The sequence below is a fragment of the Bacillus sp. CCB-MMP212 genome, from assembly GCF_022748145.1.
Taxonomy (GTDB): domain Bacteria; phylum Bacillota; class Bacilli; order Bacillales; family Bacillaceae_G; genus Bacillus_A; species Bacillus_A cereus.
The window spans coordinates 183,109-207,407 of record NZ_JALDQE010000009.1; the positions used below are offsets into that span (position 1 = coordinate 183,109).

Sequence of the window (24,299 nt, forward strand, 5' to 3'; positions counted from 1 at the left end):
TCCCTTAATATATATAAAATTAGCAAGCCATATTGAGTGGATTTTCTAACGATAGGAAATGTAATTCTACTAAGAGTGAACTTCACGCGGGACGGACTCTTATAGGATTTGTAACGTATAGATACAGTCCTTTAGAGCAGGGATAAAAGGGGGGACAAAAGTGATTGAAATTTGCTTCGAAGAAAAAAATGATGCTATGCACGTATATAGACAATTGCTGAAAAGAGCGGAAGTATTATATAAGGAAACGAGTGTGTATTTACAGGAACAAAAAGTGGTGATTCACATACCAGTACGTGAATCAAATTATATTGAAAAGATCTTATTGCCGGTAATGGTGTATTTTATTGTGAATGTGAAACAAAATGAGTGGATTTATACGATCTTAAAAGAAAAGTTTTTTTATGAAGAACAAGAAGAGTGTCATCAAATATTGCACATGGCACATGAGATTTTAAAGGGAAGAAGAAAAGGTGTAGCTCAGGATTTAACGCGTAACGCATTTGAGTCATATATTAAGTCTTCTTTAAATAATTGGCTTTGTGATCCGCTCTCATTCTCGTTTTCATCATATATCCGTTTTCGTCTTCGTACATATAGGGAAATGGTGGCTAAACTTGCGGAAGTGGCAATTGATGAATATAAGATGGAGCAAGAATACCAAATGTTCATTGAGACGCTTCGGCAACAAGTAAGTAGCCGTAAATCACGCTTGTCCTGCGTGCATCTTATTTTTGATGAAAGCTTTATCTTTTATGATGATAAAGGTAGACGTTTAAAACAGGAGAAGTTGGTCCAATATATAGATGAGGAATTGTTAAAGCAAAATGATGTATATATTGATACGAAAGTAATTGCGCCGCTTCTTTCTATTTCGCCCAAAAAGATTTATTTATATACGAAAGAACAAGACCATAATATGATTATTACTTTGCGAAATGTGTTTCAAGAACGGGTCCAATTACATGGATTACATGATTTTGAGCGCAATGTGAAAAATTTAAAAAATAAAGGTAACGCCCTTGATTTTCTAAGTTTTTGAGCATATAATTACCTACATAAATGAAATATATCGAAATGTTATGATGAGGACATGAGTAGTTTTCTACGATTTTCAGAGAGGGAAGCCTTAGGGTGTGAGCTTCCTAGTACGGGATTATTACTTACCACCTCTAAACTTTAGCAGTGAACGGTTTTTCTAGTAATTGCTAACGGACAACACCGTTATGTTGAACTTGAGCAATTAACAATTATGTTAATTGGAACAAGGGTGGAACCACGAATTCAACACTCGTCCCTTTTTACGGGATGAGTGTTTTTTATTTTGAGAAAAAGAGGAGTGACCAGTGATGGCAGATGTAGTTAAAATTACTTTCCCTGATGGAGCTGTGAAGGAGTTTCCAAAAGGCGTAACAACTGAAGAAATCGCAGCTTCTATTAGCCCAGGCTTAAAGAAAAAAGCTGTAGCTGGAAAATTAAACGATGAGATGATCGATCTTGTTACACCAATCGAAGAAGATGGTGCAGTTTCTATTATTACATTAGATTCTGAAGATGGCTTATATATTTTACGCCATTCAACAGCCCACCTTTTAGCACAAGCGTTAAAACGTTTATATAAAGATGTTAAGCTTGAGCTTGGCATTGGTCCAGTAATTGAAAATGGCTTCTATTACGATATCGATATGGAAGAAGCAATTACAGTTGAAGACTTCAAGAAAATCGAAAAAGAAATGCAAAAAATCGTGAACGAAAACTTAGAAATCGTTCGTCATGAAGTACCACGTGCAGAAGCACTTCGTCGCTTTGAAGAAATTGGTGATGAGTTAAAATTAGATTTAATTAACGATCTTCCAGAGGATGCAGTTATTTCAATCTATGAGCAAGGCGAATTCTTCGACCTTTGCCGTGGTGTTCACCTTCCATCTACAGGGAAAATTAAAGTGTTTAAATTATTAAGCGTTGCAGGTGCTTACTGGCGCGGCGATAGCAATAATAAAATGTTACAACGTATTTACGGTACTGCATTCGTTAAGAAAGCAGAATTAGATGAGCACTTACGTATGCTTGAAGAAGCGAAAGAGCGCGATCACCGTAAATTAGGTAAAGAATTAAAACTATTTACTAATAGCCAAAAAGTAGGACAAGGTTTACCACTTTGGTTACCAAAGGGTGCAACAATTCGTCGTATTATCGAGCGTTACATCGTTGATAAAGAAGCAAGCTTAGGCTATGATCACGTATACACTCCAGTATTAGGAAGTAGAGAGTTATATGAAACTTCTGGTCACTGGAATCACTACCGTGATGGCATGTTCCCATCAATGGAAATGGATAATGAAGAATTAGTTCTTCGTCCAATGAACTGTCCTCACCATATGATGGTTTATAAAAATGATATTCACAGCTACCGTGAATTACCAATCCGTATTGCGGAACTTGGAACAATGCACCGTTATGAAATGTCAGGTGCGTTATCTGGGTTACAACGTGTACGCGGAATGACTTTAAACGATGCGCACATTTTCGTTCGTCCAGATCAAATTAAAGAAGAGTTAAAACGTGTTGTAAACTTAACTCTAGAAGTGTACAAAGATTTCGGTTTAGAGAACTACTCATTCCGTCTATCTTATCGTGATCCAGCAGATACTAAAAAGTATTATGCGGATGATGAGATGTGGGAAAAAGCACAAGGTATGTTAAAAGAAGCTATGGATGAAATGGGTCTTGATTACTATGAAGCTGAAGGTGAAGCAGCATTCTACGGTCCAAAACTTGATGTTCAAGTTCGTACTGCTCTTGGAAAAGACGAAACACTTTCAACTGTACAATTAGACTTCTTACTTCCAGAACGCTTTGAATTAACTTATGTTGGCGAAGACGGTAAGCAACATCGTCCAGTTGTAATTCACCGTGGTGTTGTATCAACTATGGAACGCTTCGTAGCCTTCTTAATTGAAGAATACAAAGGTGCATTCCCAACTTGGTTAGCTCCAGTTCAAGTACAAGTAATTCCAGTTTCTCCGCAAGTACATTTAGACTATGCGAAGAAAGTACAAGACGAATTGCGTCGTGCTGGTATCCGTGTTGAATTAGACACTCGTGAAGAGAAGATCGGTTACAAAATCCGTGAAGCACAAATGCAAAAAATTCCGTACATGCTTGTAGTAGGTGACAATGAAGTAACTGAAAACGGCGTAAACGTACGTAAATATGGTGAACAAAAATCAGAAACAATCGCATTAGATGCTTTTGTTGATATGATTAAAGTAGAAGGAAAACGATAAGAAAAAGCCGCGGTATACCGCGGCTTTTCTTTGTAATATAAAAGAGAAAAACTAGAAAAAATAACCATGTAACACTTATCATAAAAAAGTATTGCAAGTATGTTAGTTGTTTGTTACAATATTTCTTGTTGTTAGTAAAACACATCGCGTCTTCTTGACAGACGTCATGTCCTATGATAAACTCATCAAGGATAATAGAATATTGTTTTGTGGAACAAGTAGAAGCACCCGCTTCTCACCTGATGGACGCATTCGCAGTTAGCAGGTAAATGTATTTCTTACTTAAGATTTTACAAGTGTGGGTGTCGTATGCCCGCACTTTTTTTGTCGGGTTCTATGACTACAAAATATGTTCTGAGAAAACCTTGGAGGTGGCTTACTATTAGCAAGGATATGATGATTAACGAGCAAATTCGTGCACGTGAAGTACGTTTAGTTGGCGCAAATGGCGATCAACTTGGAATCAAGTCTCGTAATGACGCTTTAGACTTAGCTGCAAATCTTAATCTTGATTTAGTATTAGTTGCTCCAAATGCGAAACCGCCAGTATGCCGCATTATGGACTACGGTAAATTCCGCTTTGAGCAACAGAAGAAAGAAAAAGAGCAGCGCAAAAATCAAAAAGTAATTAGCATGAAAGAAGTTCGTTTAAGTCCAACAATTGATGAACACGACTTTAACACAAAACTTCGTAATGCTATCAAGTTTTTAGAGAAAGGCGACAAGGTTAAAGCGTCAATTCGCTTTAAAGGACGTGCCATTACTCATAAAGAAATCGGTCAACGTGTTTTAGATCGCTTCTCAGAAGCTTGTGCTGAAGTTAGTACAGTTGAATCTAAGCCTAAAATGGAAGGACGCAGTATGTTCTTAGTTTTAGCACCGAAAAACGATAAGTAATAGATAGAGGAGGAAATACCTATGCCTAAACAAAAAACTCATCGCGGCGCTGCAAAGCGTTTCAAAAAGACTGGATCAGGTAAACTGAAACGTTCTCACGCTTACACAAGCCATTTATTCGCTAACAAATCTACAAAAGCTAAACGTAAACTACGTAAAGCTGGTGTAGTAAGCGCTGGTGACTTCAAACGCATTCGTCAAATGCTTGACAACTTAAAATAAGTTCGGCTGATATATAGAACAATTAGGAGGTAATATTATGCCAAGAGTAAAAGGTGGTACAGTTACTCGTCAACGTCGTAAAAAAGTAATTAAATTAGCAAAAGGTTACTACGGTTCAAAAAATACATTATTCAAGGTTGCTAACCAACAGGTTATGAAATCTCTAATGTATGCATTCCGTGACCGCCGTCAAAAGAAACGTGACTTCCGTAAATTATGGATTACACGTATCAACGCAGCAGCTCGTATGAATGGTCTTTCTTACAGCCGCTTAATGCACGGTCTTAAAAATGCTGGCATCGAAGTTAACCGCAAGATGCTTGCTGACTTAGCTGTTCATGACGAAAAAGCTTTCGCTGAATTAGCAACAGTTGCAAAAAACAACATTAACTAATTAATTAGTTGAAACCTTAGAAGAATTTTCTTCTAAGGTTTTTTTGTTTGTGTTCAGAGAGAAGTTTGAAGTTCTAAAGATTAACGGATGTGTTGTTATCGATATGACAAAATCAACATAAAAACTATAGTGATATAGAAGAATATATATATGAAGTCAGGAGAATCCTCCTGGCTTTTTTTAATTATGCACGTTTGGAAAGAAGAGTATCTTTCCTAGCCGAAACGACACTGCTATAATGGAAAGATGATATGGAACTTTCATCAGATGAACAATTTAAGAGTGATGACTGAAACGTATTTGCAAATTAAGGACAAGCTATTTTATAAAGAGGTAGATAGCTGACTTATTCATAAGAACTGAAACATAATAATGAACTTTGAGATGAAACAACATTGTTGCGTAAAATGCGATGTTGGAGGAGGACAATAGAATGGACTTACTACAACTATTTAAATTACAAAAAGAATTAGATGACCGTATTGCAAAAGAACATGACTTACAACCGAAAAAATTGTTAAAAGAAAAAATGTTAGCTCTTCTTGTAGAAATTGGTGAACTTGCAAATGAAACACGTTGTTTTAAATATTGGAGCAACAAACCAGCTTCGGAACGTGAAGTAATATTAGAAGAATACGTAGATGGTTTGCATTTTATTTTATCAATCGGAATTGATTTAGGTATTGATAAAAACTTCTTATTCTATAAATGTGCACAAACGAATAAAACACAAGTGGAAATTTTCTTAGACACATATGCGAAAGTAATTCGTTTTACAGATCAACCATCTATTACAAACTATATTGAATTATTTACAAGCTATCTTCGACTTGGACAAGCACTTGAATTTGAGCAAGAAGAGATTGAAAAAGCATATTTAGATAAAAATGAGGTAAATCATCAGCGTCAAACACAAGGATACTAATTTAATTTTTGAATATTTCAATTTAATTATTGTATAATGAATTGACTGAAGAAAAAGGAGGGTGTTGGCAATGACAAAATTAGACGCGACATTGACAATGCTAAAAGAATTAACGGATGCACGTGGTATTGCTGGTAACGAACGTGAACCACGTGAAGTAATGAAGAAATATATCGAGCCGTTTGCGGACGAACTTTCTACTGATAATTTAGGGAGTTTAGTTGCGAAAAAAGTAGGGGAAGAAAACGGTCCGAAAATTATGGTTGCAGGTCATTTAGATGAAGTTGGATTTATGATTACACAAATCGATGACAAAGGTTTCCTTCGCTTCCAAACGGTTGGTGGCTGGTGGTCACAAGTTATGCTTGCACAGCGCGTGACGATTGTAACGCGTAAAGGAGATGTAACAGGTGTAATTGGTTCAAAACCACCGCACATTTTACCTCCAGAAGCTCGTAAAAAGCCAGTTGAAATTAAAGACATGTTCATCGATATCGGTGCTTCTAGCCAAGAAGAAGCGATGGAGTGGGGCGTACGACCAGGAGATCAAGTTGTACCGTACTTTGAATTCCAAGTGATGAAGAATGAAAAAATGTTACTTGCAAAAGCGTGGGATAACCGAATCGGTTGTGCAATTGCAATTGACGTATTAAAACAACTAAAAGATGAAAAGCATCCAAACGTTGTATACGGCGTTGGAACTGTACAAGAAGAAGTTGGTCTTCGTGGTGCAAAAACATCTGCGAATTATATTAAACCAGATATCGCGTTCGCAGTAGATGTTGGTATCGCTGGAGATACACCGGGTGTAACGTCAAAAGAAGCGCAAAGTAAAATGGGCGATGGACCACAAATCATTTTATATGATGCTTCTGTTATTGGACATACAGGTTTACGTGATTTCGTAGTTGATGTTGCTGATGAATTACAAATCCCGTATCAATATGATTCAGTAGCGGGCGGAGGAACGGATGCGGGTGCGATTCACATTGCTGTAAATGGTATTCCTTCTATGGCAATTACAATTGCAACGCGCTATATCCATTCTCATGCGGCAATGTTACATCGTGATGATTATGAAAATGCAGTGAAGTTAATTGTAGAAGTTATTAAACGTCTTGATAAAGAGGCTGTACATAACATTACATTTAATTAATAGAAAAAGCGAAGGAGATTCTCCTTCGCTTTTTTATGTTTTAAAAAGGCCGTTCTAATCCCGCTGCAGTATGAGCGCCTAAAATAATTAAACGAGTTAATTGCATCGCCATAAAATGCGGGGTATATATCATTCCTCTTTTAAGCCATGACATAATCATCCCTAGATGGGCACCAGTAACATAACTAATGAGAATATCGCGTGGAACCATTAGTTTTTCATCGTTAGGTTGTGAAATAGAGAGGCTTAATGTTAAATGCGTTTGAATTGCTTTCATCATCTTATACGTATAGTTTCCGGCAGCTTTATCACCAAGCATGACGTTATAGAAGTTAGTGTTTTCTGCAATATGTTCGAACAAGGCCAAAAAACTTGGATGTGGCGAATCAAATGTTAGTTGGAAATCTTCTTTATTTCTATTTCTCGGTTTAATTACTTCAGTTAGCTTTTCTAACATTTCTTCAATGCTTTTGTCTAGTAAGTCATATTTATCGTGGTAATGGCTATAAAATGTAGCGCGGTTTACAGGAGCGCGTTCTGCAATATGTTGAACAGTAACATTTTCAAAACCTTTTTCGCCTACTAAAGCGACAAAAGCATCCTGTATGAGTTGTCTCGTCCGTTTTACACGTGGATCATTTGTATTTTTAATAGACATTTTTATTTCCCCTCGTTTAATTTTCTGTACTTAAACAACATATTGGTATTATATTGTTGTTTAAACGACATTTCATACGTAAATTGTCGGTTGTAGATTCAAAATAATTATTTATAATTATAAACGATAGTCCTTCAGAAATCAGCACCGCTCGCAGGTAGATAAATTTCGATTTACGCTGCAGATGGTGTGATTTTTTTGTTAAAAGGTTAATATAATTAACAATTAAACAATCTAAACAATAAGGACATAAATAGTTTAGAAAAAAATTATATGCGATATAAGGAGAGGAATGCAATGAATCAGTTTCGAAGAATGGTAATTATCAACATTATCACATTAATTGTACTAGTTGGCGGCGGTATTGGCGGTTATTACTATTACAATCAAACGGAAAATTACTTAAAAACAGACAATGCAAAGATTGATGGAAAGGTAATTCCGGTTGCTTCACCAGTAGCAGGTAAACTAACTGACTGGAAAGCTGAAGTAGGAAAAAATTATAATGAGAACGATAAATTAGGTACTGTTACTGTAGCGGCAGCTAATGGAGAACAAACAGTAGATGTAACAATTCCACAAAATGCAACAGTTGTACAATCAAACGCAACAACAAATGCTTTCGTTGGAGCAGGTAGCCCGATTGCTTATGCATTTGATATGAACAATTTATGGGTAACAGCAAACATTGAAGAAACAGATGTTGATGATGTTCAAAAAGGTCAAGATGTAGATGTGTATGTAGATGCATACCCAGATACAACGTTAACAGGAAAAGTAGAACAAGTTGGCTTAACAACAGCGAATACATTCTCTATGTTGCCATCAAGCAACGCAACAGCGAACTATACGAAAGTAACACAAGTAGTACCAGTTAAAATTTCTTTAGATCATAGCAAATCAGTAAATATTGTTCCTGGCATGAATGTGACAGTTCGTATTCATAAGTAAGGGGGAGATGAGATGTCCTCAATTGTAATTGCAGGATATGCACTATTTTGTATAATCGTCTTCTTCCTTGTAAATCGTCTTTTACGAAAGAAAAAAACGAAAATGGGAGAAGAACAAGTCCCAGCCGTAAGTAAAATAGAAGTAAGTAAAGTTGAAACAGAAGAGAAAGAAATTGAACGAAAGCAAGAATCGGAAATTTCTAATGTAGTTGAGTTAGAAACAGGAAAGCAAGAAGAAGTAAAACAAGAAAAAGAAGTGCCGAAAAAACAAATGTCTATGCCTGTAGAGAATGTGAACGTAAAAGCAGTTGTAGCTGTATTAATTCTCGGCATGTTCGTTTCTATTTTAAACCAAACAATCATTAACGTTGCATTACCTCCGTTAATGAATGAATTTAATGTATCAACTTCAACAGCACAATGGTTAATTACAGGCTTCATGCTTGTAAATGGTATTTTAGTACCGATTAGTGCCTTTTTAGTTTCACGATTTACGTATCGTAAATTATTCGTAGCAGCAATGTTATTCTTCACGGTAGGATCTATCATTTGTGCTACTTCAGGAAACTTTACAATGATGATGACAGGTCGCGTAATTCAAGCAGTTGGTGCGGGTATTTTAATGCCGGTTGGTATGAATATCTTTATGACGTTATTCCCGCCTCATAAACGCGGAGCGGCGATGGGATTACTAGGTGTAGCGATGATTTTAGCGCCAGCTATCGGACCAACTGTAACAGGTTGGGTGATTGAAAACTATAGCTGGAACTTAATGTTCTATGCGATGTTTATTATTGGTTTAATTATTACGTTCCTATCTTTAAAATTCTTTACACTAGCTCAGCCAGTGTCTAAAACGAAATTAGATATATTCGGTGTGGTTAGTTCAAGTATTGGACTAGGAAGCTTATTGTACGGATTTAGTGAAGCTGGAAATAATAGTTGGACTAGTGCAGAAGTCATTATTTCACTTGTTATCGGTGTAATTGGTTTAGCGTTATTTATTTGGAGAGAGTTAACAACGGACAATAAAATGCTTGATTTACAAGTATTTAAATATCCAGTATTTACTTTTACTTTAGTAATTAACGCAATCGTTACGATGGCATTATTCGGAGGTATGTTATTGCTTCCAGTATATCTGCAAAACATTCGTGGCTTTACGCCAATTGAATCTGGTTTACTACTTCTTCCAGGATCATTAATTATGGGGATCATGGGACCAGTAGCGGGTAAATTATTCGATAAATATGGCATTCGTCCATTAGCGATAATTGGATTGGCAATTACGACGTATGCGACATATGAATTTACAAAATTATCGATGGATACACCGTATAGCGTTATTATGACGGATTATATTATACGTTCAATTGGTATGTCATTCATTATGATGCCAATTATGACAGCTGGTATGAACGCGCTACCGATGAAATTAATTTCTCACGGTACAGCAACGCAAAATACGTCAAGACAAGTAGCTGGTTCAATCGGAACAGCGATTTTAATCACACTTATGACGCAACAAACGACTGCTCACGTAGCAGATTACGGCAACATGTTAACAACATCAAACCCAATTTTAGTTGATAAAATACACGGCATGGGGCAAAGTTTAGCGGCCTTAGCTGGATCAGCTCAAGCAGGAGACGCGATGAGCACACAACTATTATATGGACAAATTTCAAAGCTATCTGCAATTAACGGTATTAACGATGCCTTCTTAATTGCAACGATACTCGCAGGGATTGCTTGGGTGTTATCGTTCTTCTTACCATCAGGCAATAAACCAAATAAAAAAGCAGGGAATTAAATTCCCTGCTTTTTTGTGTTCTTTATGCAGTTAAATATAAAAGCTGGTAACCAGCTACGGAGCACAGCCCTGTTATAAACAAAATTGTTCCCATAGCACGAATACTTGATATTTGTCTGCCGCTTATAATAGCTAATAGTCCAGCTAAAGAGAAGAGACCCCAATATAAAGTTCCTGAAATTGGAATCATCCCCTCTAAATCTATTCCAGAACCTATACAAACGATAGGAACAACGATAAGCGATATGCTAATGAAACCAGCTATAATGGTAAGTGATTTACGACATTTAATACCAAAAATAATTAAAAAAATGCCAACGATGAATTCGCATACCATTAAAGTAAGAGTTAAAATCATCCAAGTTAATATTCCGAACACTTCTGTGTTACCTCCGATTTGTGAGTTTCAAAAAATATTATATATAGTATGAATCACCCACAGTCATGAGTAACCAGAAGATAACTCCTAATATACCAGCGATAAAAATAATGAATCCCATATTACGGATACTTTTAATCTTTGCTTGTAATCCACTTAATCCAGCTAATAATCCAGTTAAAGAAAATAGGGTCCAGTAAAGAGCAGTTGGAATGGGGAAGATTGTATCCATATTAATTCCTATACTTAAAAAAACAAAAGGTAGTGTGACAAAGGATAGGCTAAGTAGCCCCATTAAACCAACGAGTAATTTCCGATATTTAATTCCTGTTACTATTAAAAAAATACCACCAGCAATCCCGCATAGTAAGAGAAGTGGCGTGAAAAGCATCCAAATAATACTGAACATATGTAAACTCCTTTATGTGAATTAAGTTATATTTTACTACATGAGGTTTATTTTGGATATTATTAATGAGTATATATAAATTGAAGGAAATGGGTAATAACGATACGGATTATCAAAAACGCTAACCGCAGAAGAGTTTGAAGTTATGATAAAAGAGTAAAGAGAGGTATCGCGATGATACCTCTTTTTAACTCAAGAATGCCAACATGTTATTCATAATATGAAATAACATAGCTGGAATAATGGACTTTGTTTTTTTACATAAAATGGCCATTAATAATCCCATAAAGAAAGTAATTACCATTACCCCAAGTGAGTATGTATGAGCGATACCGAAGAAGAAACTTGTTACGATGGCTGCAATCCAAAATGGAAAGCGTTCTGAGAAGAAGCGAAGTATAAAACCACGGAAAATAAGTTCTTCAAAAATGGGTGTGAGTATTGCAAAGCTGAGAAGTAATAATATTTGATATTGCTTAAAGACGTCTAAGCTTAGTGCGGAAGATTGCTGCTTTGTTGCGTCTTGGAACACATAATTTAACAAGATGTAATTGAGTATGATGTTGATAACGAAGAAAAGAAGTAAGTATACGTATGTGCGCCATTCTTTCAGTGTTTTAAAGTTAAAAGATTTTAGTAGTAATTTTTTTGCGGGTTCGAATTTAAAAATGAAGAATAACAATACAGCTAGTTGTAATACGGTACTTGCAGTATTTGCAATAGATTCATACAGGGCAACTTGTTTTTTATCTGTAAGACCTGCTGTATAAATTGTTAATGGCATTGCGAGGAACACAGTAATAAGTCCAGTTCCAAAAAAGGCGAATAAAACAGAGCTAATAAATTGTCCCCATGACATCGAGTGTTTTTGTTCATTAGAAAGCTGTGTAGCGGGTTGCATTTGTAAAATCACCTCTTTTATATTTGTATATTTAATTATAAAGTAAAATGTTTTTGAATGTAACATTTAAATATTACATATAAAGTGAAACTTTAATCATTGGGGAGGTTCATCCCCCACTGATTATCAGCCCTCACCAATCGGGCTTTTACGGGCAGTTGATTCCCCACCTAACTTCCTCGTCTTTGCTGAATTTCGAGGTGGGGGTCTTACTGCCCGTTAATGCGGGATAAAGGTTTATTTTCCATAAAATAACAAAAGAGGTATCACCCTGTAGTGATGCCTCTTTCTCATTGATAACTATGTTCTGCCTTGTTATTCAATTTTGCTTGCTCTATTTGCAATTCACGCTCTACCAATCGATCTAATTGCTGAATAGCTTTAAGTGCTTTTTCATAAGAAATCGTTCTATAATGATGAGCTCCGCCTGGTTCTTCATCTGCTTCGTCTGCCCATTTAATAATGTTTTGAAGAGATGTTCTTTCAATTTCTTGTTCTACTAAGAAAGAATCTGTATGAAGAAGAATTGCGATAGAAATTTCTTTTGCTAGTTTTGGATGTTCTCCCAATCTAATAAGCAATTTATGTGCTCTTTCAGCACCTTTAATTGCATGGATATCATTCTTTTTATATAAGTCATAGTCCCATTCGCCGCCTGTGTACCACGTATGATGTCCGATATCATGAAGGAAACCGGCTTTTGTCGCAGCATCGACTGAGGCGTGATGCTTTTTGGCTAGGTGAAACGCATGGTAAGCGACAGCGATCGCGTGGACCATTCCAGAACGGTTTACGTATTTTTGTGTAATGTGATGTTTAAAAACTTGTTCAAGCGTAATACGGTGCATAAAACATTCACTCCTTTTATCTAATGATGTATACGAAGAAAAATCGATCGGTTTAAATGTATTTTGAACATTGTACTCCATCATAGTTCGTTAGTAAAGTAGAAATGTTTAGGAGAAGAAAAATTTTTTTCGTAAAAAAATCACCTTAGCTTATGCGAAGGTGATTTTCAAATTGCTTATTTTTTTAATCCTTGCTCTAGTGTTTCTAACATTTCGTGCTTTTCATTTTCATCAGCGTTTTTCCAAATGACTTCAAATAAAACGCCAAGACCTGGAAGCATTTTTTCTTCACCGCTTTGAATTGCATCGACAATTGTTTCTTGTAATTGATCTTGTGAATTACCAGATACATTCGCTAATACGGCACCGCGTAAATTAAAACTCATTGCTTTCACCTCTTCTTCAGAATTGAAACTGACGTTAGTTTTTGTTCTTTTTTATGTAAATATGTATGAAAAATAGGCTATAATGATAAGACAAGAAGAGAGGGAAATACATATTATGAAAAACATTGATTCAGTACAAAATCCGCGTGTAAAGCAGTGGAAAAAGCTGCAAACGAAAAAAGAACGCGATAAAAAAGGTTTATTTTTTGTAGAAGGATTTCACTTAGTCGAGGAAGCTCTGAAGGCAGGAATTGTAACAGAACTTATCGTTTCAGATCAGACAGACCTTCCGAAAGATTGGACAGTTAATGATGTGGAAATGTATATCGTGCCTGAGGCGATTGTAAAAATACTTCGTGAAACAGAAACGACGCAAGGTGTATTTGCTGTTTGTGAGAAGCATGAGAAAGAAGTAGCTCTTACTGATGGGAAATTCCTTTTATTAGATGGCCTGCAAGACCCAGGTAATTTAGGAACAATTATTCGTACAGCTGATGCAGCTGGTATTCACGCCGTTGTGCTTGGAGAAGGTTGTGTTGATGTTTACAATAGTAAAGTACTCCGCTCTACACAAGGCTCTATTTTCCACTTACCAGTTGTAAAAGGGAACTTAGAAGAATGGGTAGATAAGTTAAAAGAAAATAACGTTCTTGTATATGGAACAGCTCTTGAAAATGGAGTTCCGTATGGTGAAGTAACGCCGGCCGGAAGTTTTGCATTAATTGTTGGAAATGAAGGAAATGGCGTACGCCAAGAAATTCTTGCAAAAACGGATCAAAACTTGTATATTCCGATTTACGGCGGGGCAGAATCATTAAATGTTGCGGTTGCAGCAGGGATTTTAACGTATTATTTGCAAAGCCCGGTTGCGAACAAATAAAAAACTTCTTATAATAAGTTGAAGTACATTATATTAAAAGTTAAATAACGAAAAACGTTGATAGAGAAGAGTAGCTTACAAAATCGCCGTATAGGGAGAGAATGCCGTAGACTGAAAGCATTCTTATGGTAGACGGAAGTGAATTCACCTCTGGAGTTGACGCCAGGACCATGTATATGTAAAGGCGTTCCGGTCAGAATTGATCGTTATAACTAATGAGTGGGCAGACTTGTTCTGTCAATTTAGGGTGGTACCGCGAATTTACCTCGTCCCTTTTTGGGAGCGAGGTTTTTTTATTTTTAAAATTAGGAGGGTTCCAAAATGGAAGCACGTTTAAAAGAGCTAAAGCAAAAAGCGTTAGAGCTTATTGAAGAAGCGAAAGAGCTAAAGGGCTTAAACGACGTACGCGTAGCGTATTTAGGAAAAAAAGGTCCAATTACAGAAGTATTACGCGGCATGGGAAAATTATCAGCAGAAGAGCGTCCACGTATGGGAGCATTAGTAAATGAAGTACGTGAAGCGATTCAAACGCGTCTAGAAGACAAAATTGGTAACTTAGAAAAAGCAGTAATTGAAGCGAAATTAGCTACGGAAACAATTGATGTTACATTACCAGGTCGTCCTGTTGAAACAGGTTGTCACCATCCGTTAACAGCTGTTGTTGAACAAATTGAAGATGTATTCATCGGTATGGGTTATGAAGTAGCTGAAGGAACAGAAGTAGAAAAAGACTACTACAACTTCGAAGCACTAAACTTACCGAAAGATCACCCAGCACGTGACATGCAAGATACATTCTACATTACAGAAGAAACGTTACTACGTACACATACATCTTCTGTGCAAGCACGTACGATGGAAAATAATAAAGAAAAAGGCCCAATCAAAATTATCTGTCCTGGTAAAGTGTATCGCCGCGATGATGATGATGCGACGCATTCACATCAGTTCATGCAAATTGAAGGTCTTGTAATTGATAAAAACATTCGTATGAGTGACTTAAAAGGTACACTGCAAGTATTCGTGAAAAAGATGTTCGGTGAAGATCGTGAAATCCGTCTTCGTCCAAGTTTCTTCCCATTCACAGAGCCATCTGTAGAGATGGATATTTCTTGTATGATGTGTCATGGCAAAGGTTGCGGCACTTGTAAAGGAACTGGCTGGATTGAAATTTTAGGCGCAGGTATGGTTCACCCGAACGTACTTGAAATGGCTGGTTATGATTCAAAAGAATATCAAGGTTTCGCATTCGGTATGGGCGCAGAGCGTATCGCAATGTTGAAATACGGCGTAGATGACATTCGTCATTTCTATACAAATGATGTACGTTTCTTACAACAATTCAAACGAGCGTAAGGGAAGGAGAGGATAAATATGTTCGTATCATATCGTTGGTTACAAGAGTATGTAGATATTAAAGATGTAACAGCACAAGAACTAGCAGACAAAATCACGAAAAGTGGTATTGAAGTAGAAGGCGTTGAAGTATTAAATAAAGGTGTAAAAGGTGTTGTAGTTGGTCACGTATTAGAATGTGAAAAACACCCAGAAGCTGATAAATTAAGCAAATGCTTAATCGATATCGGTGAAGAAGAGCCAGTTCAAATTATTTGTGGAGCTGCTAATATTGCAAAAGGTTTAAAAGTACCAGTTGCAAAAGTTGGTGCTGTACTTCCTGGTAACTTCAAAATTAAAAAAGCAAAACTACGTGGTGAAGCTTCTCACGGTATGGTTTGTGCTCTTCAAGAGCTTGGCATTGATGGAAAGTTAGTTTCAAAAGAATATGCAGATGGTATCTTCATCTTCCCAAGTGACGCTGAAGTTGGTGCAGATGCACTTGAAATTTTAAACTTACACGATGAAGTACTTGAGCTTGGTTTAACACCAAACCGTGCAGATTGCTTAAACATGTTAGGTGTTGCATATGAAGTGGCTGCTATTTACGGCCGAGAAGTAAAACTTCCAGCTATCGAATTACAAGAAATAGCAGAAAAAACTTCTGATTATATTTCTGTAAATGTAGAAGCGAAAGAAGAAAACCCATTATACATTGCAAAAATGGTTAAAAACGTAAAGATTGGTCCATCACCAATGTGGATGCAAACTCGCCTTATGGCAGCTGGCATTCGTCCAATTAGCAACGTAGTTGATATTACAAACTACATTTTAATGGAATACGGTCAACCGTTACATGCATTCGATTACGATAAATTAGGTTCAAAAGAAATCGTTGTTCGTCTTGCAAAAGAAGGCGAAAAAATTGAAACGTTAGATGATCAAGAGCGTACATTACAAAGCCACCACCTTGTAATTACAAACGGAACAAAAGCTTTAGCTGTTGCTGGTGTAATGGGCGGAGCGGATTCTGAAGTTACAAATGAGACAGTAAACGTTCTAATTGAGTCTGCATACTTTGCAGGTCAAACAGTGCGTCGTACATCAAAAGACTTAGGTCTTCGTAGTGAATCAAGTGCACGTTTCGAAAAAGGAATCGACCCAACACGTACATTTGAAGCAATTCAACACGCAGCTGCTTTAATGGCGAAATATGCTGGCGGTGAAGCGCTTGAAGGGGTAGTAGAAGCTGACAACTTACAAGTACAAGAGCGTACAGTATCTGTTACTGCTGAAAAAGTAAACCGTGTATTAGGTACAAATATTTCTGCGAGTGAGATGGGTACAATGTTCACAAACTTGAAATTCCCATTCACAGAAGTAGAAGGAACATTCCATGTAAATGTACCAGCACGTCGTCCTGATATTACAATTTCCGAAGACTTAGTAGAAGAAGTGGGCCGTCTATACGGTTATGACCACATTCCAGTTACATTACCTTCTGGAACGATGACTCGTGGTAAATTAACATCAGCACAAACGAAACGTCGTAAAGTACGTCGCTTCTTAGAGGGTGCTGGTTTATATGAAGCAATTACGTATTCATTAACAAGCGCTGACAAAGCGAAACAATACATGGTTGAGCCAAACGAAAAAGCACCTGTAAACCTTGCGCTTCCAATGAGCGAAGAGCGTAGCCAACTTCGTTTAAGCTTAGTGCCGCAATTGCTAGAAGCAGTTTCATACAATGTTGCTCGTAAAAACGACAGCGTTGCTTTATACGAAGTAGGTTCTATCTTCTTACCAACAGAAGCAGGAGAACTTCCGAAAGAAGAACAACACCTTGCAGGTGTTATGACAGGTCTTGCTCTTCACCATGCATGGCAAGGTGAGAAGAAAGTAGTAGACTTCTTCGTTATGAAAGGTGTACTAGAAGGACTATTCGACGTACTTGGCGTTTCAAACCAAATCACATATGCACCAGCAAAACGTGAAGGTATGCATCCAGGCCGTACAGCTGATATCGTATTAGATGGCGAAGTAATTGGTTTCATCGGTCAATTGCACCCAGAAGCAGAAAAACAATTAGATGTGAAAAATACATTCGTATTTGAACTATCTCTTGTAAAAGTATTCGGTGCAGACGCTGAAGAAACTTACTACTCATCAATTCCACGTTTCCCATCTATGACACGTGACATGGCTGTTGTGGTAACAAAAGAAACAAAAGCTGGTGAAATGAAGCAAGTCATTGCTGAAGCTGGCGGAGAACTTCTGAAAGACGTAACACTATTCGACTTATACGAAGGTGAAAAAATGGAAGAAGGCAAGAAATCACTTGCATTCTCTATGACTTACTTCGATGCAGAACGTACGTTAACAGATGAAGAAGTAACAGAAGCGCATAACCGTGTATTAACAACGGTAGAAGAGAAATTTGGTGCGGAGTTACGTAAGTAATTAGAAAATTGCCGGATTCATTCCGGCAATTTTTTTTATTGCACAATCGTCGAAAGATGTCGGTAAGTCGATATATTACAAAAATCGCTTATATATTTTCTGGCATCTTGCATCTTTCTCTCGAATGTAGTACATTAATTTTAGTTTAACAAAATGAAAGACGATGATAAGGAAAAGTAGTATATACTATAATCCAAAGCGAGTCAGGGGCGGTGAGAGCCTGATGAGGCGGTATATGTGAAGAACACCTTGGAGTTGCTAACCGAAATTGAATTTTGTATTCAAGAGTAGACTTAGACGGGAATCCGGCCTGTTACAAACCGGGAAGTATGTATTACATACGAGTTAAAGTTGGTCTTTATGACAAATTGGGTGGTACCGCGAAGTTTAACCTTTCGTCCCTTTATGGATGAAAGGTTTTTTTGTATTTAAATATATCAGCAAAGGAGAATTTCACTATGGAAAACACATTAGTAAAAAGTCTGTATAGAGATACAGAAAAGTATGCAGGTCAAACAGTACAAGTATCAGGGTGGATTCGTAACTTACGTGATTCAAAAGCATTTGGTTTCATCGAATTAAACGACGGTAGCTTCTTCAAAAGCGTTCAAATCGTTTTCGATACAGAATTAGAGAACTTTAAAGAAATTGCAAAGCTTCCACTTAGCTCTTCAGTGAAAGTAGAAGGTAAAGTAATTGCAACGCCTGGGGCGAAGCAACCATTTGAAATTAAAGCAGAAAAAATTGATATCGAGGGCTTATCAGATTCTGATTACCCACTTCAAAAGAAGCGTCATACGTTTGAATACTTACGTACAATCGCTCACTTACGTCCAAGAACAAATGCATTCTCTGCAACGTTCCGCGTACGTTCTATCGCAGCATTTGCGATTCACCAGTTCTTCCAAGAGCGTGGATTTGTACATGTTCACACACCAATCATCACTGGTAGTGATACAGAAGGTGCTGGCGAAATGTTCCGCGTAACAACACAAGATTTAAACAACGTACCAAAAGGTGAAGACGGACAAGTTGATGAATCAAAAGACTTCTTCGGTAAAGAAACAAACTTAACAGTAAGTGGACAGCTGAACGCTGAAGCGTATGCATTAGCATTCCGTGATGTATATACATTCGGACCTACATTCCGTGCGGAAAACTCAAACACAACTCGCCACGCTGCTGAGTTCTGGATGGTTGAGCCTGAGATTGCATTCGCTGAGTTAGGCGATGTAATGGATCTTACAGAAGATATGCTGAAATATGCAATGAAATATGTATTAGAGCATGCACCAGAAGAAATGGACTTCTTCAACAGTTTCGTTGATAAAACAGTTCTAGAGCGTATGAACAACGTGATTAACTCTGACTTCGGTCGCATCACATATACAGAAGCAATTAAAGTACTTCAAGAATCAGGTGCTGACTTCAAATACCCAGTAGAATGGGGTATTGACTTACAAACAGAGCATGAAAGATACTTATCAGAAGAGATCTTCAAACGCCCTGTATTCGTAACTGACTACCCGAAAGACATTAAAGCGTTCTACATGCGTATGAATGAAGATGGAAAAACAGTAGCTGCTACTGACCTTCTAGTTCCTGGCATCGGCGAATTAATCGGCGGAAGTCAACGTGAAGAAAGAATGGACGTTTTAGTAGACAGAATTAAAGAATTAGGTATGAACGAAGAGGACTACTGGTGGTACTTAGAACTTAGAAAATACGGCGGTACAAAACACGCTGGATTCGGTCTAGGTTTCGAGCGCTTCCTAATGTACATCACTGGTATGGCTAACATCCGTGACGTAATTCCATTCCCAAGAACTCCAGGTTCTTCTGAGTTCTAAAATATGAAAAAGCGAGAGGATTTCCTCTCGCTTTTTTGTTTGCATAGTTTATGACCCTGTAGCAAAAAGTAACGCGAAGGGGTGAATATAAATGAGTAAAAAAGTGAAAAAAGATCATTCAAGGTCAAGCCTTGGTTCTCCAGAAGTAGAAGGACAAGGAACGACGACGCATGAAACAGGTTCACATAAAGTACCTTCATCAAATAAGAAGCAGAAACGAAGCTAACATAAAAAAGGAGAGTCTTGGCGACTCTCCTTTTTTCATGTATTACATCTTCTTATCGTTAATTTCTTTTGTAATGTTATCGACATCTTTGTCTAATCGATTGAAATAGAAAAACCACAGTAAACTTATGAACACGTAATAGATGGCCATCACGCCAAGATTATCAGATATATTTTCAAATGTAGATTTAGTAGTGAAAAAAGCTCCCCAAACAGTAGAAATAATGAAGTAAGAAAGTGGACCTACGAGGTGTATGAAAACATATAATAATTTTTTAACTTTCACAGCGTCCATATGAATTCCCTCCTTATGTAAACAATCCTTTTCTTCTAATCATGAATTCAAATTCCTCACAGAAGTGTTGTAGCTTGTTGTGCATCGTGTTTCACGATAAATTTTCGAATCCGAAAATTTAATAGGAATGATCTACCATATCTTTCGATTAAATTTTGGAACTCCTGTTGCTCACTTAATAGTTGGATATTCTCCCTAATTTTGAATTGTCTTTCATGGGATTACCTAGTAAGATGTTTAGAATCATTTATAGAAATAGTAATAGGAATTATCTTCTTTAATTTTAATAATATGTATATTTATGTTGTGACATAATTACAAGGACAATAGTAGGGTGAAACAAAAAACAGGAGTTTGTAGGCTCCTGTTTTTGTCGATACTATTTTAATAAGCGAAACGCCTTCTCTGTATTAGCAAAATGCAGTTTCACAAACTCAGGTAATCGTTCTTTACCAAGCTTTTGAATTAATTTAGCAGCGGCGATATCAACTTGTTTACCAGCACCTTTTGGAAGTGGCATACCAGCTTTTTTACTTAGTTCGTCAAACTGTTTTACGAATGAGTAGCGAGCTAAAATAGAAGCAGCGGCTACTGCTAAATGGACGCTTTCACCTTTCGTAGCGAAATAAACATTTTCACGCTGTACCTGTTTTTGTTTTGCTAAATATTTATAGTATGTATCAGGTTGTGTGAATTGATCGATTAAGACGCCTTCAGGTTTTGTAGGTGCCATTTTAGCTAATAAGTTTGTAATAGCTTTATTGTGTAGTAAAGCTTTTAACTTACCTTGATTGTTTCCTTTATCAAATAGCTCGTTATATTTTTCATTATGAAGGACAAGAGAGCTGTAAGGAACAACGTGTAGAAGTTGTTTCGCAATGGCAGTAATTTGATCGTCATTTAAGTTTTTAGAGTCTTTTACACCAAGTTCTTTTAGCAGTGGGATTTGCTTTGCATCCACATATACAGCAACGACTGTCATCGGTCCAAAGAAATCTCCCGTACCAACTTCATCAGACCCTACAATAGACATTGTACCGATGGAAGCGGGCGGCGCATAACGATGGGAATCGACAGATTTTTTTACAGCTGTTTTCGGTGTTTGAGAGACAGTTTGCCAACGAGAAGCTTCTGCTTCAGCGCGGCCTCCTTGGAACATTACTTTTCCAGATTTATACGCTGTAATTGTGCAAGATGGTACCTTTGCCATGAAGATTCCGCCTTGTGGAATTTTTGGGCTAAGCGAATGTTTATATTGTTGTTTCATGTCTTCAATTACTGTAGAATTTGTTTGAATTACGATAGAATTTGACATAATGGTCGCCCCTTTTTTTATATTGTTATTTTTATCATATCGGATTGTTCTTTCTGTTTCCATATTATGAAGGTTCATGGTATGATAAACTTTAGGATTCTGTACGTGATTGGAGGCCGGTGAGTTGTCACAACAAAAGGGAAAGAAAAGTCGAATTAATGTAGAAATCTATGGTCAGCAATATTCAGTTGTTGGCGATGAAAGTACAAGTCATATCCGCATGGTAGCAGCGATTGTGGATGATAAAATGCGCGAACTCAATGCCAAGAATCCTTCGCTTGACACGAGTAGACTAGCGGTATTGACGGCGGTAAACGTCATACACGATTACATAAAATTAAAAGAAGAACATGAGAAATTGAAAGAAAGTATGACAAAAAAAGGAATGGAATAACATGATTGATATTATTATCATTTTACTGCTTGTTATGGGATTTTTCCTCGGCTTACGCAGAGGGTTTATTCTGCAACTTGTAAAGTTAACAAGCTTTATTATCGCATACCTTGTTGCATACTGGTACTGTAAAGATTTAGCGCCAGCACTTGCGAAATTTATTCCGTATCCATTTGATAAAAACGTATCTGTTCCAGAATGGATTGATGCAAATAATATTGAGACAGTATTTTATCAAGCGCTTGCGTTTATCATATTGTTTATTATCACTAAAATTGCACTTTCATTACTTGGTAATTTGTTAAATATGTTTGCAGAAATACCGGTTTTAAAGCAAGTAAATGCGTTTGCGGGGGCAATCCTTGGATTTTTAGAAGTATATATTATTTTGTTTGTCTTAATTATCATTGGAAATATTCTTCCGATTGAACAAGTACAAACACCATTACAAAAATCATCAATTAGCAAAATAATTGTAGACGATACACCGATTCTATCTGAAAAGGTGAAGGAACTATGGCAGACAGGTAGCAGAGTATAACTTCTCTTTTTTCGGAAAGAGAAGTTTTTTTCTATGAAAGAAAGGCGGGGCAATGATGAAAGTAAATAAAAAACAAGTTATCAAATTATTAGAGACAATCGGGCTTTTTATGGAACTAAAGGGTGCGAATCCATTTAAAATATCTGCATTTCGTAAAGCGGCAGCAGCATTAGAAAGTGACGATCGTAGTCTTTCTGAAATTGAAGATTTCACAAAGATTCCAGGAATCGGAAAAGGAACAGCAGCCGTTATTCAAGAATATATAGAATCGGGAACATCTGAAGTATTGCAAGAACTTGAGAAAGAAGTACCAAGTAGCTTATTGCCGTTATTAAAACTACCAGGACTTGGTGGTAAAAAGGTGGCTAAGTTATATAAAGAACTTGGTGTTGTTGATATGGAATCGCTAAAAGCTGTTTGTGAGGAAAATAAAGTACAGGCTTTAGCAGGTTTCGGTAAGAAGACAGAAGAGAAAATATTAGAAGCAATCGATCAAGTAGGCTCTCGTCCAGAGCGTTTACCAATTGCGATGGTATTGCCTATTGCCGGGGAAATAGAGGAGAAATTGTCGAATATTGCTGAAGTAATTCGTTTCTCTCGCGCTGGTAGCTTACGCCGTGTTCGTGAGACAGTGAAAGATTTAGATTTTATCATTGCAACGACAGAACCAGCAGCGGTACGTGAGCATTTACTACAATTCGATAACATGATTGAAGTAATCGCGAGTGGAGATACGAAAGTTTCTGTCCGTCTTCAATATGAATATGATATTTCAATTGATTTTCGTTTAGTAAAACCAGAAGAGTTTATTACAACTCTTCACCATTTCACAGGATCAAAGGACCATAACGTAAAAATGCGTCAAATCGCAAAAGATAAAGGCGAGAAAATTAGTGAATACGGTGTAGAGAACTTGGAAACAGGTGAAGTGAAAACATTTGAGACTGAAGAAGACTTCTTCGCTCATTTCGGTCTGCCATTTATTCCGCCAGAAGTGCGTGAAGATGGAAAAGAAATTGAATTAATTAAAGAGTATCCGAACTTAATTCAGTTTTCCGATATACAAGGTGATTTACATATGCATACAACTTGGAGTGACGGTGCTTTTTCTATTGAAGAAATGGTACAAGCGTGCCGTGCTCGTGGATACAAGTTTATGGCGATTACTGATCACTCGCAATATTTGAAAGTAGCGAATGGTTTAACGAAAGAGCGTCTTCGTGAGCAAGCGAAAGAAATTGAACGTATGAATGAAAAGTATCCAGACATTACAATTTTACGCGGAATTGAAATGGACATTTTACCAGATGCCTCTCTTGATTTTGATGATGAAGTATTAGAAGAATTAGACTATGTCATTGGAGCGATTCACTCTAGCTTCTCACAAGACCGTGAAACGATTATGAAGCGTCTGCGTACTGCACTTGAGAATAAACATGTCACAATGATTGCCCATCCGACAGGACGTCTTCTCGGGCGCCGTGAGGGTTATGATGTAGATACAGATTTATTAATTGAACTCGCAAAAGAGACAAATACAGTTTTAGAATTAAATGCGAATCCGAACCGTCTAGATTTAAGCGCGAAATTATTAAAACAAGCACAAGATGCTGGTGTAAAAGTAGCGATTAATACGGATGCTCATACACTTGAAATGTTAGAGGATATGGAAACAGGTGTAGCTGCAGCACGTAAAGGTTGGATTCAAAAAGATAACGTGATTAACACATGGGATATTGAACGTTTATTAGACTATATTAAACGTAATAAGTAACACAA

At 37.0% G+C, this 24,299-nt stretch carries 25 protein-coding genes, 1 pseudogene and 4 other annotated features; of the genes and pseudogenes, 17 read left to right on the forward strand and 9 right to left on the reverse strand.

Annotation, left to right across the window (positions count from 1 at the left end):
* Positions 1 to 160 precede the first annotated feature (160 nt).
* The 7 genes from ytxC (at position 161) to MRP26_RS23040 (ending at position 6,881) form a co-directional block, all read left to right on the forward strand.
* Positions 161 to 1,042, forward strand: a complete 882-nt coding sequence (gene ytxC / locus MRP26_RS23010) for a putative sporulation protein YtxC (RefSeq protein WP_000569629.1) — start codon at positions 161 to 163, stop codon at positions 1,040 to 1,042.
* Positions 1,043 to 1,073: 31 nt separating this feature from the next.
* Positions 1,074 to 1,302 (forward strand) — a binding site (T-box leader).
* A 47-nt stretch (positions 1,303 to 1,349) separates the two neighbouring features.
* Positions 1,350 to 3,287, forward strand: a complete 1,938-nt coding sequence (gene thrS, locus MRP26_RS23015; protein ID WP_000786077.1) for a threonine--tRNA ligase — start codon at positions 1,350 to 1,352, stop codon at positions 3,285 to 3,287.
* A 210-nt stretch (positions 3,288 to 3,497) separates the two neighbouring features.
* Positions 3,498 to 3,618: a sequence feature (ribosomal protein L20 leader region), on the forward strand.
* A 62-nt stretch (positions 3,619 to 3,680) separates the two neighbouring features.
* The gene (gene infC, locus MRP26_RS23020; protein ID WP_000973215.1) at positions 3,681 to 4,184 is read left to right on the forward strand and encodes a translation initiation factor IF-3; all 504 of its coding nucleotides are present in this window, start codon (positions 3,681 to 3,683) and stop codon (positions 4,182 to 4,184) included.
* Between the two features lie 21 nt (positions 4,185 to 4,205).
* On the forward strand, positions 4,206 to 4,406 hold the full coding sequence (gene rpmI / locus MRP26_RS23025) for a 50S ribosomal protein L35 (protein ID WP_001125945.1): 201 nt from the start codon (positions 4,206 to 4,208) through the stop codon (positions 4,404 to 4,406).
* Between the two features lie 37 nt (positions 4,407 to 4,443).
* Entirely contained in the window at positions 4,444 to 4,800 is a 357-nt protein-coding gene (gene rplT / locus MRP26_RS23030) for a 50S ribosomal protein L20 (RefSeq protein ID WP_001138362.1), read from the forward strand.
* Between the two features lie 433 nt (positions 4,801 to 5,233).
* Positions 5,234 to 5,725 carry a dUTP diphosphatase gene (locus MRP26_RS23035; protein WP_000365050.1) on the forward strand — a complete coding sequence of 164 codons (492 nt, stop codon included), beginning with the start codon at positions 5,234 to 5,236 and terminating at the stop codon, positions 5,723 to 5,725.
* 70 nt (positions 5,726 to 5,795) lie between these two features.
* Positions 5,796 to 6,881, forward strand: coding sequence for a M42 family metallopeptidase (locus MRP26_RS23040; RefSeq protein ID WP_000163555.1), 1,086 nt, complete (start codon positions 5,796 to 5,798; stop codon positions 6,879 to 6,881).
* Positions 6,882 to 6,921: 40 nt separating this feature from the next.
* On the opposite strand, the gene MRP26_RS23045 is transcribed toward MRP26_RS23040, so the two are convergent.
* Entirely contained in the window at positions 6,922 to 7,539 is a 618-nt protein-coding gene (locus tag MRP26_RS23045; protein WP_000023672.1) for a TetR/AcrR family transcriptional regulator, read from the reverse strand.
* 297 nt (positions 7,540 to 7,836) lie between these two features.
* On the opposite strand from MRP26_RS23045, the gene MRP26_RS23050 reads away from it, so the two are divergent.
* The gene (locus MRP26_RS23050; protein WP_001071419.1) at positions 7,837 to 8,490 is read left to right on the forward strand and encodes an HlyD family secretion protein; all 654 of its coding nucleotides are present in this window, start codon (positions 7,837 to 7,839) and stop codon (positions 8,488 to 8,490) included.
* Between the two features lie 12 nt (positions 8,491 to 8,502).
* Complete coding sequence (locus MRP26_RS23055; protein WP_071731431.1) at positions 8,503 to 10,302, forward strand: DHA2 family efflux MFS transporter permease subunit; 1,800 nt, start codon at positions 8,503 to 8,505, stop codon at positions 10,300 to 10,302.
* A gap of 22 nt (positions 10,303 to 10,324) precedes the next feature.
* Here MRP26_RS23055 and MRP26_RS23060 read toward each other — a convergent pair whose 3' ends face one another.
* From MRP26_RS23060 to sspI, 5 genes are all read right to left on the reverse strand, one after another.
* Positions 10,325 to 10,681 carry an ammonia permease gene (locus MRP26_RS23060; protein WP_098678607.1) on the reverse strand — a complete coding sequence of 119 codons (357 nt, stop codon included), beginning with the start codon at positions 10,679 to 10,681 and terminating at the stop codon, positions 10,325 to 10,327.
* Positions 10,682 to 10,718: 37 nt separating this feature from the next.
* On the reverse strand, positions 10,719 to 11,090 hold the full coding sequence (locus MRP26_RS23065) for a DNA-binding protein (RefSeq protein ID WP_182811961.1): 372 nt from the start codon (positions 11,088 to 11,090) through the stop codon (positions 10,719 to 10,721).
* A 187-nt stretch (positions 11,091 to 11,277) separates the two neighbouring features.
* Positions 11,278 to 11,991, reverse strand: coding sequence for a CPBP family intramembrane glutamic endopeptidase (locus MRP26_RS23070; protein WP_001182112.1), 714 nt, complete (start codon positions 11,989 to 11,991; stop codon positions 11,278 to 11,280).
* 290 nt (positions 11,992 to 12,281) lie between these two features.
* On the reverse strand, positions 12,282 to 12,839 hold the full coding sequence (locus tag MRP26_RS23075; protein WP_000554803.1) for an HD domain-containing protein: 558 nt from the start codon (positions 12,837 to 12,839) through the stop codon (positions 12,282 to 12,284).
* 176 nt (positions 12,840 to 13,015) lie between these two features.
* A complete protein-coding gene (gene sspI / locus MRP26_RS23080) occupies positions 13,016 to 13,225 on the reverse strand; it encodes a small acid-soluble spore protein SspI (RefSeq protein WP_000009509.1) in 210 nt (69 codons plus the stop codon).
* An 82-nt stretch (positions 13,226 to 13,307) separates the two neighbouring features.
* Here sspI and MRP26_RS23085 point away from each other — a divergent pair, with 82 nt between their 5' ends.
* From MRP26_RS23085 to MRP26_RS23105, 5 genes are all read left to right on the forward strand, one after another.
* A complete protein-coding gene (locus tag MRP26_RS23085; RefSeq protein ID WP_242806983.1) occupies positions 13,308 to 14,105 on the forward strand; it encodes a TrmH family RNA methyltransferase in 798 nt (265 codons plus the stop codon).
* 48 nt (positions 14,106 to 14,153) lie between these two features.
* Positions 14,154 to 14,382 (forward strand) — a binding site (T-box leader).
* A gap of 44 nt (positions 14,383 to 14,426) precedes the next feature.
* Complete coding sequence (gene pheS / locus MRP26_RS23090) at positions 14,427 to 15,461, forward strand: phenylalanine--tRNA ligase subunit alpha (protein WP_000388220.1); 1,035 nt, start codon at positions 14,427 to 14,429, stop codon at positions 15,459 to 15,461.
* Between the two features lie 18 nt (positions 15,462 to 15,479).
* A complete protein-coding gene (gene pheT / locus MRP26_RS23095; protein WP_078400925.1) occupies positions 15,480 to 17,900 on the forward strand; it encodes a phenylalanine--tRNA ligase subunit beta in 2,421 nt (806 codons plus the stop codon).
* A 154-nt stretch (positions 17,901 to 18,054) separates the two neighbouring features.
* Positions 18,055 to 18,306, forward strand: a binding site (T-box leader).
* A 52-nt stretch (positions 18,307 to 18,358) separates the two neighbouring features.
* A complete protein-coding gene (gene asnS, locus MRP26_RS23100; RefSeq protein WP_000432189.1) occupies positions 18,359 to 19,750 on the forward strand; it encodes an asparagine--tRNA ligase in 1,392 nt (463 codons plus the stop codon).
* A gap of 91 nt (positions 19,751 to 19,841) precedes the next feature.
* Positions 19,842 to 19,976 (forward strand): YuzL family protein, encoded by a 135-nt coding sequence (locus tag MRP26_RS23105; RefSeq protein ID WP_000039592.1) that lies wholly within the window; start codon positions 19,842 to 19,844, stop codon positions 19,974 to 19,976.
* Between the two features lie 42 nt (positions 19,977 to 20,018).
* Here the strand turns inward: MRP26_RS23105 and MRP26_RS23110 are convergent, their stop codons facing one another.
* From MRP26_RS23110 to rnhC, 3 genes and pseudogenes are all read right to left on the reverse strand, one after another.
* Positions 20,019 to 20,270: a hypothetical protein gene (locus MRP26_RS23110; protein WP_078400926.1), complete on the reverse strand. Its 252-nt coding sequence runs from the start codon at positions 20,268 to 20,270 to the stop codon at positions 20,019 to 20,021.
* A gap of 13 nt (positions 20,271 to 20,283) precedes the next feature.
* Positions 20,284 to 20,517: pseudogene (locus tag MRP26_RS23115) on the reverse strand (hypothetical protein).
* 132 nt (positions 20,518 to 20,649) lie between these two features.
* A complete protein-coding gene (rnhC, locus tag MRP26_RS23120) occupies positions 20,650 to 21,585 on the reverse strand; it encodes a ribonuclease HIII (protein ID WP_053563578.1) in 936 nt (311 codons plus the stop codon).
* 124 nt (positions 21,586 to 21,709) lie between these two features.
* On the opposite strand from rnhC, the gene zapA reads away from it, so the two are divergent.
* From zapA to polX, 3 genes are read left to right on the forward strand one after another with little or no spacing between them, the layout of a single operon-like run.
* On the forward strand, positions 21,710 to 21,979 hold the full coding sequence (gene zapA / locus MRP26_RS23125; RefSeq protein WP_000082701.1) for a cell division protein ZapA: 270 nt from the start codon (positions 21,710 to 21,712) through the stop codon (positions 21,977 to 21,979).
* Between the two features lies 1 nt (position 21,980).
* Complete coding sequence (locus MRP26_RS23130; RefSeq protein ID WP_000565409.1) at positions 21,981 to 22,520, forward strand: CvpA family protein; 540 nt, start codon at positions 21,981 to 21,983, stop codon at positions 22,518 to 22,520.
* A 55-nt stretch (positions 22,521 to 22,575) separates the two neighbouring features.
* Positions 22,576 to 24,294: a DNA polymerase/3'-5' exonuclease PolX gene (gene polX / locus MRP26_RS23135; protein ID WP_000867533.1), complete on the forward strand. Its 1,719-nt coding sequence runs from the start codon at positions 22,576 to 22,578 to the stop codon at positions 24,292 to 24,294.
* The last annotated feature ends 5 nt before the right edge of the window (positions 24,295 to 24,299 follow it).

Excerpts from the sequence above, each read along its gene's own strand:
- thrS (WP_000786077.1), top strand. The coding sequence starts at position 1,350 with ATGGCAGATGTAGTTAAAATTACTTTCCCTGATGGAGCTGTGAAGGAG.
- infC (WP_000973215.1), top strand. The coding sequence starts at position 3,681 with ATGATGATTAACGAGCAAATTCGTGCACGTGAAGTACGTTTAGTTGGC.
- rpmI (WP_001125945.1), top strand. The coding sequence starts at position 4,206 with ATGCCTAAACAAAAAACTCATCGCGGCGCTGCAAAGCGTTTCAAAAAG.
- rplT (WP_001138362.1), top strand. The coding sequence starts at position 4,444 with ATGCCAAGAGTAAAAGGTGGTACAGTTACTCGTCAACGTCGTAAAAAA.
- MRP26_RS23035 (WP_000365050.1), top strand. The coding sequence starts at position 5,234 with ATGGACTTACTACAACTATTTAAATTACAAAAAGAATTAGATGACCGT.
- MRP26_RS23040 (WP_000163555.1), top strand. The coding sequence starts at position 5,796 with ATGACAAAATTAGACGCGACATTGACAATGCTAAAAGAATTAACGGAT.
- MRP26_RS23045 (WP_000023672.1), bottom strand. The coding sequence starts at position 7,539 with ATGTCTATTAAAAATACAAATGATCCACGTGTAAAACGGACGAGACAA.
- MRP26_RS23050 (WP_001071419.1), top strand. The coding sequence starts at position 7,837 with ATGAATCAGTTTCGAAGAATGGTAATTATCAACATTATCACATTAATT.
- MRP26_RS23055 (WP_071731431.1), top strand. The coding sequence starts at position 8,503 with ATGTCCTCAATTGTAATTGCAGGATATGCACTATTTTGTATAATCGTC.
- MRP26_RS23065 (WP_182811961.1), bottom strand. The coding sequence starts at position 11,090 with ATGTTCAGTATTATTTGGATGCTTTTCACGCCACTTCTCTTACTATGC.
- MRP26_RS23070 (WP_001182112.1), bottom strand. The coding sequence starts at position 11,991 with ATGCAACCCGCTACACAGCTTTCTAATGAACAAAAACACTCGATGTCA.
- MRP26_RS23075 (WP_000554803.1), bottom strand. The coding sequence starts at position 12,839 with ATGCACCGTATTACGCTTGAACAAGTTTTTAAACATCACATTACACAA.
- sspI (WP_000009509.1), bottom strand. The coding sequence starts at position 13,225 with ATGAGTTTTAATTTACGCGGTGCCGTATTAGCGAATGTATCTGGTAAT.
- MRP26_RS23085 (WP_242806983.1), top strand. The coding sequence starts at position 13,308 with ATGATAAGACAAGAAGAGAGGGAAATACATATTATGAAAAACATTGAT.
- pheS (WP_000388220.1), top strand. The coding sequence starts at position 14,427 with ATGGAAGCACGTTTAAAAGAGCTAAAGCAAAAAGCGTTAGAGCTTATT.
- pheT (WP_078400925.1), top strand. The coding sequence starts at position 15,480 with ATGTTCGTATCATATCGTTGGTTACAAGAGTATGTAGATATTAAAGAT.
- asnS (WP_000432189.1), top strand. The coding sequence starts at position 18,359 with ATGGAAAACACATTAGTAAAAAGTCTGTATAGAGATACAGAAAAGTAT.
- MRP26_RS23105 (WP_000039592.1), top strand. The coding sequence starts at position 19,842 with ATGAGTAAAAAAGTGAAAAAAGATCATTCAAGGTCAAGCCTTGGTTCT.
- MRP26_RS23110 (WP_078400926.1), bottom strand. The coding sequence starts at position 20,270 with ATGGACGCTGTGAAAGTTAAAAAATTATTATATGTTTTCATACACCTC.
- rnhC (WP_053563578.1), bottom strand. The coding sequence starts at position 21,585 with ATGTCAAATTCTATCGTAATTCAAACAAATTCTACAGTAATTGAAGAC.
- MRP26_RS23130 (WP_000565409.1), top strand. The coding sequence starts at position 21,981 with ATGATTGATATTATTATCATTTTACTGCTTGTTATGGGATTTTTCCTC.
- polX (WP_000867533.1), top strand. The coding sequence starts at position 22,576 with ATGAAAGTAAATAAAAAACAAGTTATCAAATTATTAGAGACAATCGGG.